This window comes from Labrys sp. ALF-8, assembly GCF_059699065.1.
In genome coordinates this window covers 817,103-829,881 of record NZ_AP048538.1, presented here as the reverse complement: position 1 = coordinate 829,881, position 12,779 = coordinate 817,103, and the positions used below count along the sequence as shown (strand labels likewise).

Sequence of the window (12,779 nt, the reverse complement as noted above, 5' to 3'; positions counted from 1 at the left end):
GCTGTCCGGGCCTTGCCGGATCTGCTGTAGAGTGACCGCCTTCGCATGGCTCAAGTCCGCTCCAGCTGCACCATATCTCGAGAGGCTAGGTGCCGCGGTGCTCTTTCGCCAAGTGAAATCGACAATAAAACAGCGCTGCTCTCTTAAACGTGACCACCTCGCTATCGTTCCGATCCTTTTGAAGACGCTCGGAATTTTGCCATTCGGTCAATTCCGCCCCTTACTCTTTGCCCGTCACCTGGGCCCGTCGAGCACGCAAGGGTCGCGGCGGCACCTCAGCCGGCAGAGGTTGCCAGATTGCTGTCGAGTTCGCGAGTCACCGCCTCGGGAAGCTTTAATCGGCCAGCGAGGACAAGGAGATAGGAGTTCTCCGCCGGAGATGCCGCACCGACCGCAATGCGGGAGACGGCATAGATTTCCGCTGCGATTTCCGGCGCGGTCGCTCCGGCCACGATCGGCTCCATGTCGAACGGCCTGCTGAGTTCCTGGAACAGGAAACTGCGCTCTTCATCGGACAGATTCAGCCTGTCGGCATGGCTCAGGATGAGGCTCTGCTCCTCGACGTCGACGCTGCCATCCGCCTTGGCGGCGTTCACCATGGCCTTGAGCAGCAATGTTGCATGCCCTTGATCGGGAATGGATCCCGCCGCCCCAGGCGCCGAGGCTTGGGGCGGCAAGGCCGGAGCCGGCGGGAATTCGCCTCCCGCTGGCGCTGGATCCGGCCCGGTGCCCTGTGAGGCGACGGTACCGTGCGCCGGAGTTTCCTGGCTGCGCTGCCAGGCATGAAGGGCCAGGGCGCCGATGGCGGCAATGCCGCCATACTTCAGAGCCGCGCCGGCAAGATCGCGACCAGTCTCGGTGAGGAGAATGCCGGCCGCGGCTCCTCCTGCTGCCATCTTCTTTCCGGGAGTATCGAGAATTTGACCACCGGCATTCAGTACTCGTCCCAGCAGGCTGTTCAGATCCATGACGTCCTTCGCTCCGTTACAAGCTCTCTCGCCCGCCGCCGTCGTAGACGCCGGGGCGTCGCGCCAGTATCGGCGTCCGAGAGCACCGGATGTGGAAGCAAGATAGGGACACCTTCAAGGCTTCCCGGATGAAATCTTGGTCATGAAAGCCGAAGAAGATCAGCGATAAATCCTACAAATATAATAAATACAATAACTTATATTATTTTTCAAATACGTGTATCAACTGAATGAGACGCGAGAAAGTGCCTTCTCGCGCCGTAAAGCGCTCCGATACGGAGTATGAGGAATGTCCTATATCGAATTAACATTACCTTATAATCCTTTGTAATGGCTTACTATCCTGTCTTTTTCATTTTCAGGCGCGAGGTGGACAGCACGCCCTCCGCTTCCAGGATTGGATAGGCCACGGCGGTCAGGTGGGCCACGATACGCTTGAGGTCGCGGATCACGTCCATATGGAGCGAACTCGTCTCGATGGAAGCAAGCGTGCCTGCGCGCAGGCGGTTGAGATGGCTCTCGGCCGCGGACCGCTCGAAATTGCGAATGTGATCCTTGGCCTCAACGAGGCGGCGGGCCATTTCGGTATCCTGCGTCATGAACACGGTAATGGCGAGGCGCATCTGGGCCACGACCTCCCGATGCATGGCCTGGATCTCCGCCCAGCCCTCATTGGAAAAACTCAGATTGAGGCGTTGTTTCTTGGCTGCGAGTTCGAGGAGCGTCTTGTCGAGAATATCGCCGACATGTTCGAGATTCGTTGTGAACAGGATGAGCTCGAACGCCTTGCGGCTCATGCTCTTGTCCAGCGGCGTGCGCGTCAGCCGCGTCAGATAAAGCTTGATGTTCTCCTGGAGCTGATCGACCTGATGGTCCAGCTGGCTGATCTGCTTGCGCCGGGAATCGTCATGTTCCTCAAAGGTTATGATCGATTCCCGCAGCATGATCTCCACCAGCTCGGCCAGCCTTATCACCTCGCGCGACGCCGCGACCAGGGCAACCGAAGGGCTGTCGAAATCCGCCTCATCCAGCACCGGCGAAGGGCGCTCGCTGATTGGAGCCTCCGGAGCAGCAACGAGCCTTTCGAGCAGCCTGGCCGTCTGGGTCACGAATGGGAGGAAGACCGCGAGCAACAAGAGGTTGAAGCCCACGTGGAAGTTCGCGATCTGGCGCGCGCTGTCGCTCTCCAGTCCCGCAAGCCAGGGCTGGACGACGGACAGCAGGGGAAGGAGCACGAGTGCGCCCGCCACCCGCGTGCCGAGATTGCCGATCAGTGCCCGGCGCACCTCGACGGGAGCTGCAAGCGACAGGCCGAGCGGCGCAAGGCCTGAACCGATATTGGCACCGAGCGTCAGGGCAAGCGCGAGCGGTACGCCCACCACCCCTGCCCCGGCAAGCGAGATGACCAGGAGCAGGATGGCGATGCTGGAATGAACGAGCCATGCCAGAGCCGCCCCGATGAGGAGCGCGGCCCAGGGCTGGCCGTTCAACCGCTCGAAGATGAGCGTCATGATATCACTCTGGCGTATCGGCTCCGCAACGCCGACGACGAGGTGAAGCGAGAGAATCATCAGCCCGAGCCCGATCATCGCACGGCCGATGTTCTGGGCCCCGGAGGAACGGCCGATCATGAACAGCGCAACGCCAGCCGTGATCAGGACGGGCATCAGGGCAGACAGGTCGAACGACATGGCCTGAACCACCAGCGTCGTACCCACATTGCTGCCGAGAAGGACGGCAAGGGCCATTGCGAGCGTGAGGAACCCCCGCTCGACAAAGGACATCACTAGAAGTGTGGAGCCGGTCGAACTCTGCAAGACCGCGGCAACGCCCGCGCCGGCGAGGCACGCCGAAAAGCGGTTGGACGTGGCCCTTGCGATCACGCCCCGCAACTTCTCGCCAAAGGCCCGCATGATGCCCGTCTTGACCAGACGCGTGGACCACAGAAGGAGCGCAACACCGGCGAGAAGATTGAGAAAGACGTGCTGATCGGCCAACCGAACAATTCCCCGGGAACGAATCCCTTTATGACAACAGAGGGGAATTTATCACATAAGCAATTGAAACAACATGTACATTACCGTCACAATTTGACGCGTTCGGTCAAACTGTTTCAAGAACCTCGACGCCGATGCGCATGCCGTCGTAACCGGGCTCGACGCCTTCGGGCAACGTCTGCAGCAAGGCGCGGTAATCCATGTCGGTGTGCATGTTGGTGAGAATGGCACGCTTGGGCTTCAACTTTTCGATCCACTCCAGCGCCTCGGAAAGAGACCAATGGCTCGGATGAGGCTGCGGGCGCAAGGCATCGACGATCCATACGTCCAGGCCCTGAAGAAATTTCTCGCTTTCGGATGACAAACCATTGACGTCACTGGAATAAGCGAAATTTCCAATGCGAAATCCAAGCGATTGGATATCGCCGTGGTCCTGGTCGAACGGCAAGGCCCGGATGAAGCCGCCCGCGCCGCCGACGCTCACCATCTCCCCGATCGACATCATGTTCAGCGTCAGGATGGGCGGATAACTCGAGCCGGGCGGTGTCTCGAAGCAATAGGCAAAACGCATCCGCAGCAGCGAAGCCGTACGCTGGTCGGCATAGATATCGACGAGGCTGCGCTGATAGAGCGCCAGCACGCGCAGATCGTCGATGCCATGGGTGTGATCGGCATGCTCATGGGTGTAGAGCACGGCATCGATATGCTTCACGTCGGCGTCCAGCAACTGCTGGCGCACGTCCGGGCCGGTGTCGATGAGAACCGTGGTGCGTCCTTCGGGCCCGTCCTGTTCCAGGAGAAGTGAACAGCGCCGCCGGCGATTTCGCGGCTCCGTGGGGTCGCAACTGCCCCAGCCGAAGCCAACCCGAGGAACGCCTCCCGAAGATCCACAGCCCAGTAATGTCGCCGTCAGAGCCATGCGTCAGGCCGCCGCCTTCAGGCCGTCAGGACGCGGCATCCTGGAAAACAGCCGGAATGCGTTCTCGGTCGTCATGGCCGCCATCTCGCTCTCGCCTAGGCCGATCGTCTGCGCCAGCACCCGCGCGGTGTTCGCCACATAGGCCGGCTCGTTGCGCTTGCCACGGAACGGCGTCGGCGCGAGATAGGGAGCGTCCGTTTCCACCAGCAGGCGGTCATGCGGCACGAACCTTGCGATCTCGCGGATCTCCTCCGCGGTCTTGAAGGTCAGGATGCCGGAAAAGGAGACATAGAAGCCCAGCGCAAGGCCTCGCCGGGCCAGTTCGACACCGGAGGAATAGCAATGAAGGACGGCGCTGAAAGCCCCCTTCCCCATTTCTTCCTCCAGAATGTCGCCGATATCCTGATCCGCCTGGCGGGCATGTATCACCAACGGCAGGCCCGTCTGGCGCGCAGCGGCGATGTGCTTGCGGAACCCGCGTTCCTGTACATCACGAGGTGCATAGTCGTAGTGATAGTCGAGACCCGCCTCACCGATAGCCACCACCTTCGGATGGCATGCAAGCTCGACGATCGTCTCGAGTGGAATATCATCCTCCTCGTGGGCGTGCAGGCAATGCGTGCCCACCGAACCGTAGACATCGTCGAAGCGCTCGATGAGGGCCCGGATGCGGTCGAACTGACGGATCCGGGTGGAAATCGTGATCATGCGACCGACACCTGCGGTGCGGGCACGCGACACCACCTCCTCGATCTCGCCCTGGAGATCGGGAAAATCGAGATGGCAGTGGCTGTCGATCAGCATGCTCATGCCTTGGCTGCCGCATCGGTTGGTTCGACGTAGCGCGGGAAGACCGGCTCTGGCGCCGGCAGTACCGTGTCGGGCGACAGGCGGCCATCGACCCCGAGATAGGCGAAATCGCGCGCGTCCCCGGGGACGCCGAGCAGATCCAGCATCTTGGAGGCACCCGTCGGGATCACCGGCTGGGCGAGGATCGCGACCTGGCGCACCACTTCCGCGGTGACATAGAGCACGGTCTCCATGCGGCCGGCGTCGCTCGACTTCAGCTTCCAGGGCTCTTCCGCCGCGAAATAGCGGTTCGCCTCGCCGACCACGGCCCAAAGATCGGCCAGAATGGTATGGAGCGCGAAGCTGTAGATCGAATCCCGCGCCTTCCAGACGAGGTCGTCCGCCAGCTTCAGCAACTGATGGTCCGAGGGCAGCAGGTCGCCTGGGCTCGGCACCTTGCCCCCGCAATTGGCGGCGATCATCTTCAGGCAGCGATTGGCTAGGTTGCCGAAATCGTTGGCGAGGTCGGCATTGATGCGGTTGACGATGCCCTCATGCGAGTAATTTCCGTCCTGGCCGAAAGGCACTTCGCGCAGGAAGAAATAACGCAGCTGGTCCACGCCGTAATGCGAGGCCAGGGTAAAGGGATCGATCACATTGCCGACCGACTTCGACATCTTCTCCCCGCGATTGAACAGGAAGCCATGCCCGAAGACACGATGCGGCAGCGGCAGGCCGGCAGACATCAGGAAGGCGGGCCAGTAGACCGCGTGGAAGCGCACGATATCCTTGCCGATGATGTGCACGCTTGCCGGCCAGAACTTGGCACGCTCGGCCCCACTGTCGGGAAAGCCCGTTGCCGTCAGGTAGTTGGTCAGCGCATCGACCCAGACATACATCACATGCTTGGGATTGCCCGGGACGGGAATACCCCAATCGAAGGTGGTGCGGCTCACCGACAGGTCGCGCAGGCCCGAGCGCACGAAGCTCAGGATCTCGTTGCGCCGCTCCTCCGGCCCGATGAAGTCCGGATGAGTCTCGTAGAACTTCAGGAGCCGGTCCTGGAACGCCGACAGCTTGAAGAAATAACTCTCTTCTTCCACCCACTCGACCTTGGTGCCGGTCTCGATCACCGTTCTTGAGCCGTCGGAATTGAGGGCAAGGTCCTTCTCGTCGTAATAGGCCTCGTCGCGCACCGAATACCAGCCGGAATATTTTGACAGGTAAATGTCGCCAGCTTTCTCCATGCGCTCCCAGATTTCCTGGCTGGCGCGATAATGGCGCTCCTCGGTGGTGCGGATGAAGTCGTCGTTCGAGGCGTTGAGCGCCATCGCCATGTCGAGGAAATAGCGTGAGTTCCTGTCCGCGAGGGCCGCTGCCGTCATCCCCTCCTTGGCGGCGGTCTGCAGCATCTTCTGGCCATGCTCATCCGTACCGGTGAGAAAGAATACCTCGTAGCCGTCGAGCCGCTTGAAGCGGGCGATGGCGTCCGTGGCAATCAACTCGTAGGCGTGGCCGATATGCGGCCGGCCATTCGGGTAGGAGATCGCGGTGGTGATATAGTAGGTGTCCTTGTCGGCCATCGAAACGCTCTTCCTTACAGTGGAGCGCAACCCCCGGCGGTTTCATCCGCCCGGCCGCACGCCAGGGATACTAGATATGGAGCACACCATGGCGGCAACATGCTCCAGCAAACTGATTTCAGGCACTTTCCCCGCGAAAAGTCTGTCAACCTTTCTGAAGAATGCCGTTGCCCCGCCCCTTTGCCGGCAAGAGCGCCGCGTCCGCCTGGTGTTGGTCAGGCGGCTGACGCCTCCGCGAGCATGGATAGGGTTGAGAGCACGAACGGCTTACGATCCAGGTTGTAGGCCTCGACGTCGCGCGCCGCGCTGCGTGCTTTTTCCCATACCTCCGCCCAGCGCGCAAGGCGATGAGGGGGCTGCCCGCGTTCCGAAAGCAGGCGATGATGCAGCCAGTCATCGATGAAATCGAGCAGGAGGGCGAAATTCTGATCGCCCGCCTTGTTGGCGCAACGATCAGCCAGGGCATGGGCGGCGGCCACGTCGATCCGCGGCAGCTTGCTTAAAAGGTCAGTCAGCGATCGATGGAGCGCCACCCCCTCGCCGTCCGCAAGCGTCAGGGCTCGCCTCACGCTGCCCTGCGCGAGGGCAGCGCCGGCGGCGATCGCCTCGGCCGCCAGATCGGGGCGCGCCTGCGCTGCTGCCGCGATCACATCGGCTTGGCTCAGCGTCTCGAGCGTCAGAAGCCGACAGCGGGAACGGATGGTGGGGAGAAGCCGTGCCGGCTGGTGCGAGATCATCAGGAACAGCACGCGCGGCGGCGGCTCCTCAAGCACCTTCAGCAGCGCGTTGGCGCCTTCGCGCGCCAGGTCTTCGGCGCTGTCTATGATGGCGATCCGCCAACCTCCCGCTCCCGCCGTGGAGCCGAGAAAACGCACGACGTCGCGCACGTCGTCGACGCGGATGTTGGAGTAGAAGCCCTTGGTCTTCTCATTGGGCAGGCGGCGAAGAACGGTGAGATCGACGTGCGACTGCGACACCACCTGCCGCGCTGCATGCCCGTCCGAGGGAACGGACAGGTCCGTGGCACCCGCGATGCGGGCAGGATCCGGATTGGTAAGGACGAATTTAGCCATGCGATAGGCCAGGGTCGCCTTGCCGATCCCTTCCGGGCCTCCCAGCAGCCAGGCATGATGGATGCGCCCCGACAGGTAGGCGGCGAGCAGCGACTGCTCTCCGGCATCCTGGCCGAGGAGCCGAACGGTTTCGCGGGGGTGCGGGCTGTCAGGCAGCACATCGCTTTCCGGGCGATCACTCATGCCGGCGCCTGTTCCCGGTTCAACCCGAGCCTCTGCCGGACGATGGAGAGAATCGCAGCAGCCACGGACTCCTGGGTTCCTGATGCGTCGATGACGGCGCAGCGCCTTGGCTCGTAGTCGGCAATGACGAGAAAGGCTTCGCGTAGCTTCTCGTGAAAAGACAGTCCCTCCCCCTCGAAGCGATCGACGACTGCGCTGCGCGCGCGAGCGCGAGCCAGACCTTCGCTTGCGGGCAGATCCAGAATGAGGGTGAGATCAGGTATCGTATCTCCCACCACCACCCGCTCCATGGAACGGATGACGTCAGGTTCGATTTCGCCGAGGACGCCCTGATAGGCGCGGGTGGAATCGATGAAGCGATCGCACAACACCCAGATGCCCCTCGACAGGGCGGGACGGATCGTCATTTCCAGATGATCATCACGCGCGGCGTTGAAGAGAATCGTCTCGGCAAACGGACCGAAATGCCTGGCGCCACCAGACAGCAGAACCTCCCGCAGCTTTTCGGCATGCGGGGAGCCGCCAGGCTCGCGGGTGAGCAAGGTCTCGATGCCGAAATCCGACAGCGATGCGGCCAGCCGGCGGATCTGGGTGGATTTTCCAACCCCCTCTCCGCCTTCGAACGTAATAAACCGGCCTCTCATCGTCTGCCGTGTCCACCCTGTACCAATCCGACGCCCAACTCGTAGATAGCACCGAATGCACGCTGGGGAAGACTGCCTGTGGGAATATCCGCGGCCGCGTGCAGGGGAATCTCCAGGGACACCTGGCCTTCCCGCTGGATTTGCAGACGTCCGACCGGCGCGCCCTTTCGGACGGGCGCCTCAAGCGGACCATCATAGAGCATCCGTGCGCTCAGTTTCTCCTTGTCCTGTGTGTTCACGAGGAGATCCACGTTCCGGTCGGCGGCAAGGGAGACCGTGGCGCTCACGCCGCCGAACACCGAGGCTTCGGCGACCTTCTCGTCCTTGCCGAAAACCGTTACGGGCCGGAAGGATCCTTCGGCCCACTCCAACACACGCCTGGCTTCGGCAGCGCGCTCATTGACCGACTTCATTCCATGAAGCACCAAGATAAAATGCTGCTCCCCATGCACCGCCGATACGATCACGCCGTAGCCGGCGGTTTCGGAAGCGCCGGTGACGCCTGCGTCCACGCCGAGATTGGCCGTGAGCAGCGGATTGCGATTGGTCTGGCGGATCCTGTTCCAGGTGAAATCCTTCTCCTGGTAGATCCCATAGATCTCGGGCTCGTTCGTGCGCAGCCAGGCCAGCAGCAGGGCGAGATCACGCGCCGTCGTCAACTGTTCGGGGTCGGCGAAGCCGGTGACATTGCGGAATTGCGAGTGCTGCAGCCCGATTTTGGCCGCAAGCGCATTCATGCGGGGAACAAGGCCTTCCGGCTGGCCTGTCAGGCCTTCGGAAAGGGCGAGACAAGCGTCGTTCGCAGCCTGAACGATGACGCCGCGCAGGAGATCGTCGACCTGAACCCGGCTCTTCACTGCCGCAAACATGGTGGCACTTCCGGAAGGGGCGCCGCCTTTGCGCCAGGTCTGCTCGGAAATCACATACTCGGTCTCGCGCGTGGTCTCCGCGGCACGAAGAGCCTCTGCCACGACGGCAATCGTCATCAGCTTGGCCATGGCGGCGGGCTCGATCGGCTTGTCCGCTCCCTTGTCGAGAAGTACGCTTCCGGTTGTCGTATCGATCAGAAACGCGACTGGCGCGCCGGTCGTGAAGGGTTCCGCCCGCAGTGGGTCGACCAGCGCCAGCGCTGCCATCAGGAGGCCGAGAAGCACCCCTCGCATCACCGATCACAGCTCCCTTTGACGCGCTCGAAAATGCGCGATAAGTCCATCACGCATCATGCCAGCCAATCATGAATTAAATCGTCCTTCTATCGCAATCGTCGGCGCAGGGCTGGCGGGCCTCGCCTGCGCCCTGGTGCTGCGGTCCCAGGGCCACGCCGTGACCTTGATCGGGCCGCCCGGCAACGCGGGCGATACCCGCACCACGGCCCTGCTGGACGGAAGCATCCAGGCGCTCGCTGGCGCAGGGGTCGATATTGCCCACAACCCCGCCGCCGCTCCACTGCGCGTGATGACCATCCTCGATGCGACGCAGCGCCTGATCCGTGCCAGACCGGTCGCGTTCGAGGCCAACGAGATCGGCCTGGAGGCCTTCGGCTGGAACATCGCCAACGGCGCGTTGACCGAAGCCCTGCTGGCGAAACTTTCCGGCCTGGATATTGACCACCTGCCCGGACGGCTGCTGGCCATGGACATCGAGCGCGAGCATATCGGCCTGACGGTCGAGGGTGCCTCCCCGGTTACAACAAGCCTCGTGATCGCCGCCGACGGACGCAACTCAATAGTTCGCCAGGCGGCCGGCATTGAGACCACCCGGCACGACTATCCGCAGACAGCCCTTGCGCTTAATCTGCGGGTCAGCCGCGATCATCGCGACATCTCGACGGAGTTTCATACAGAATCGGGACCCTTCACGCTCGTGCCGCTTCCGGGCAGGCACGTGAGCCTCGTATGGGTCATCTCACCCGAGAAGGCGGAGGCGCTGAAATCCCTCGACGACACGTCCCTGGCCCGTGAGATAGAGAAGCAGAGCCACGCTCTGCTGGGTCATGTCGCCATCGATTCGCCGCGCTCCCTCTGGCCGATGGGCACGGTGATGGCGACATCGCAGGCGGGGCCGAGGATCGCCCTCATCGGCGAAGCTGCCCATGTCCTGCCGCCCATCGGCGCACAGGGCTTCAATCTGACCCTTCGGGACATCGCCGCGCTCGCCAAGGCATTGCAGGGCGCTTCCGATCCCGGCGACCCCGCCGTCCTCGCCGCCTATGCGAAGGCCAGGCGGGCGGATATCGGCACCCGGCACACGGCCGTCGACCTGCTGAACCGCTCGCTCCTGTCCGGACAGTTCCCTCTGCAGGGACTGCGGGGCCTCGGCCTCTACGCGCTGGAGCGCGTTGGCCCGCTGCGCCGGGCGCTTATGCGCCAGGGCCTTGCGCGCGCAGTCGAGGATTAAAGTCGCCCATCCCGCCGTCTGCGAGCAGCGGCTGCGGACACATCGCTGGTGACGCAAGACGAGGCTACGGCGAGCCCTGACACCCGTGGGCTCAAGGTCTCACCGCGTTGCACGATGTAAATGCGATGGAAGTTGCAGTTTTAACGAAAATTGATGCGACTTCAGCCGAAAATTCGCTATGCTTTGACATTGAGAGTGAGCGAATGCCAGCCTTGGAAGACCCGGAGATGCCTTGGTCCAAATGGCACGGATTGCTCTCCATCTGTAGTAGACGAACCTGGTCTCCGGTCAGCCAGGATCGAACGACGATCGAAACTGCGTATGAATAAAGCCCGCGAAGCAAAGTTCTTTATTGGCCAGGTTGTTCGCCATCGCGTTTATCCGTTCCGCGGCGTGATCTTCGATGTCGATCCTGAATTCGCCAATACGGAAGAATGGTGGCAATCCATTCCGGAAGACGTAAGGCCGTCCAAGGACCAGCCTTTCTATCACCTGCTCGCGGAGAACGACGAAACGGAATACGTGGCCTACGTGTCGGAACAGAATCTCGTCGTTGACGACAGCGGCAAACCCGTTCGCAATGCGCAGGTGGAACAGATGTTCGATCGCGATAAGAACGGTGGCTACAGGCCTAAGCCGAGCGTAAAGCACTGAGAGACGAAGCCTCTCCATTCTCGACGGTCGCTCATACGAAAAGACCGGCTCGAAAGCCGGTCTTTTGCGTTCTCGGGATTATTGGGCCGGGGCTTGCGGCGCCTCTGGCTGCTGCTGCTGTTGCTGCTGGGCCTTCTGGGCGTCGATGACAGGCTGGAAGAGCTTCTGGAGGTTCTGGTTGAAAGCCTGAACCTGCGCCTGATACGCCGTAGTATCGATGCCGGCGCCGTCGAAGGCCTTGCCGAAGCCGTCGAGGCCCATATCGAGCGCCACGGGCTGGCCCTGGAAGGTCAACGCCTGCACCGTGAGCTTCTTGCCCTTCTTGATCGTTGCCAGATTGGCCTCGCTCAGCGGCATGTCGGCAACGCAGCTCGGGCCATAGCAGATCCGATACTTGGCCGTATCGAGTGTCTGTCCATCGACCAGCACGCGGGCGCCGATCGTCAGCACCACACCACCGGGAATGATCACCGTCAGGCTTGGCTTGCCGGACTTCTCCTGGCTGATCTGCGCGGTCATCGTCCACTGCGTGGTAGGCAGCAGCAGATCGCGCACGGTACGGCACAGTTCCTTCGCTTCCTGCTTCACGCAGATCTTGGTCCACGGCGGCTGGTCGAAGGCGGGAAGCTGCGGCTGCTGCTGGGCAGCGGGAGCCGGAGCGGCTTGCGGCTGGTTCTGGGCCAGAGCCGAACCGGCCGTCATCGTCACCAAGGCCGCGGCAGCACCTGCAATGAGAGATTTACGCATAGTCAGAATTCCTGTTCCGAAGCGCTTCTTATTGGGCGGGCGCGGGATTGGCGTTGAGCTGCTGGCGGGCCTTCTCGGCGGCCTGCTGCAACTGGTCCTGCAGTTTCTTCTGCTCGTTGGCGATGGCCTGGGGATCCAGCGGCTTGCCATCGAGGGTGCTGGCTAGACCATCGGTACCCAACGGCAACTGAATGTCCTGGGAGAGCTTGCCGCTCTGGGCAGCCGCCTGTGCGGCCGCCTGGTCCTGCGGCGGCGCCTTGAACACGATCGCCAGAGTCTTGGCCTTGCGCAAGGCATTGAGCTGGTTTTCATCGACCTGCATCTCGACGAGACATCCCTCGGGCGAGCAGACGATATATTTGCCGGTAGCGAACGGCGCGCCGTCGAGATAGAGCGCCACGCCATTCGGGATCAGCGCGCCGACCGGCATGACCAGTCGCAGGATCTGCTTCTTGTCGGTCGTGTTCTGCATCAAGATCGCCGTCATGATCGTCTGGCCGGTTTCCGAGCGCAGGTCACGGCGGATCAGGCAGATCTCCTTCTTCGACTGCGGATCAGTCTGGCACAGCTTCACCCACTCGGGCTGGGAGTTCGACAAAGCCGGACTGGTCGATCCAGTCAGCGAAGGCACTTCAGCCGCAGGTTCGGCGGCCGAAGCCGCTGGAGCGGCCGGGGCCGGCTTCGGAGCAGGCTTGGCAGGGGCAGGTGCCTTCGGCTTCGTGGTTGCGGCCGGCTTGGCGGGCTTGTCTTGAGCCAATGCGGGCGTTGCCGCAAGGCAGAGCGCCGCAACAGCTGCAGTCGCAAAGTGGCGAAACGACATCATGC

General features: G+C 62.2%; 12 protein-coding genes. 2 read left to right on the top strand and 10 right to left on the bottom strand.

Features of this window, described 5'->3' with window-relative positions:
* Positions 1-275 precede the first annotated feature (275 nt).
* The 8 genes from AC6H34_RS23685 to AC6H34_RS23650 all read right to left on the bottom strand — a co-directional run bounded on the left by AC6H34_RS23685 (position 276) and on the right by AC6H34_RS23650 (position 9,319).
* Entirely contained in the window at positions 276-968 is a 693-nt protein-coding gene (locus AC6H34_RS23685) for a tellurite resistance TerB family protein (RefSeq protein ID WP_497540423.1), read from the bottom strand.
* A gap of 338 nt (positions 969-1,306) precedes the next feature.
* Entirely contained in the window at positions 1,307-2,965 is a 1,659-nt protein-coding gene (locus tag AC6H34_RS23680) for a Na/Pi cotransporter family protein (protein WP_497540422.1), read from the bottom strand.
* Positions 2,966-3,071: 106 nt separating this feature from the next.
* On the bottom strand, positions 3,072-3,884 hold the full coding sequence (locus tag AC6H34_RS23675; protein WP_497540421.1) for an MBL fold metallo-hydrolase: 813 nt from the start codon (positions 3,882-3,884) through the stop codon (positions 3,072-3,074).
* 3 nt (positions 3,885-3,887) lie between these two features.
* Positions 3,888-4,688: a TatD family hydrolase gene (locus AC6H34_RS23670; RefSeq protein ID WP_497541269.1), complete on the bottom strand. Its 801-nt coding sequence runs from the start codon at positions 4,686-4,688 to the stop codon at positions 3,888-3,890.
* Between the two features lie 2 nt (positions 4,689-4,690).
* Positions 4,691-6,256 (bottom strand): methionine--tRNA ligase, encoded by a 1,566-nt coding sequence (metG, locus tag AC6H34_RS23665; protein ID WP_448147401.1) that lies wholly within the window; start codon positions 6,254-6,256, stop codon positions 4,691-4,693.
* Between the two features lie 215 nt (positions 6,257-6,471).
* The gene (locus AC6H34_RS23660; RefSeq protein ID WP_448147400.1) at positions 6,472-7,512 is read right to left on the bottom strand and encodes a DNA polymerase III subunit delta'; all 1,041 of its coding nucleotides are present in this window, start codon (positions 7,510-7,512) and stop codon (positions 6,472-6,474) included.
* Positions 7,509-8,156: a dTMP kinase gene (gene tmk / locus AC6H34_RS23655; protein WP_448147399.1), complete on the bottom strand. Its 648-nt coding sequence runs from the start codon at positions 8,154-8,156 to the stop codon at positions 7,509-7,511. Before tmk ends, AC6H34_RS23660 begins: the two co-directional genes overlap by 4 nt.
* The gene (locus tag AC6H34_RS23650; protein ID WP_497540420.1) at positions 8,153-9,319 is read right to left on the bottom strand and encodes a D-alanyl-D-alanine carboxypeptidase family protein; all 1,167 of its coding nucleotides are present in this window, start codon (positions 9,317-9,319) and stop codon (positions 8,153-8,155) included. Before AC6H34_RS23650 ends, tmk begins: the two co-directional genes overlap by 4 nt.
* Positions 9,320-9,377: 58 nt before the next feature.
* On the opposite strand from AC6H34_RS23650, the gene AC6H34_RS23645 reads away from it, so the two are divergent.
* Positions 9,378-10,553: an FAD-dependent monooxygenase gene (locus AC6H34_RS23645; protein ID WP_497540419.1), complete on the top strand. Its 1,176-nt coding sequence runs from the start codon at positions 9,378-9,380 to the stop codon at positions 10,551-10,553.
* Positions 10,554-10,874: 321 nt separating this feature from the next.
* Positions 10,875-11,207 (top strand): heat shock protein HspQ, encoded by a 333-nt coding sequence (gene hspQ / locus AC6H34_RS23640; protein ID WP_448147396.1) that lies wholly within the window; start codon positions 10,875-10,877, stop codon positions 11,205-11,207.
* A 78-nt stretch (positions 11,208-11,285) separates the two neighbouring features.
* Here hspQ and AC6H34_RS23635 read toward each other — a convergent pair whose 3' ends face one another.
* Positions 11,286-11,954: an invasion associated locus B family protein gene (locus tag AC6H34_RS23635; protein WP_497540418.1), complete on the bottom strand. Its 669-nt coding sequence runs from the start codon at positions 11,952-11,954 to the stop codon at positions 11,286-11,288.
* 28 nt (positions 11,955-11,982) lie between these two features.
* Complete coding sequence (locus AC6H34_RS23630; RefSeq protein ID WP_497540417.1) at positions 11,983-12,777, bottom strand: invasion associated locus B family protein; 795 nt, start codon at positions 12,775-12,777, stop codon at positions 11,983-11,985.
* Between the last annotated feature and the right edge of the window lie 2 nt (positions 12,778-12,779).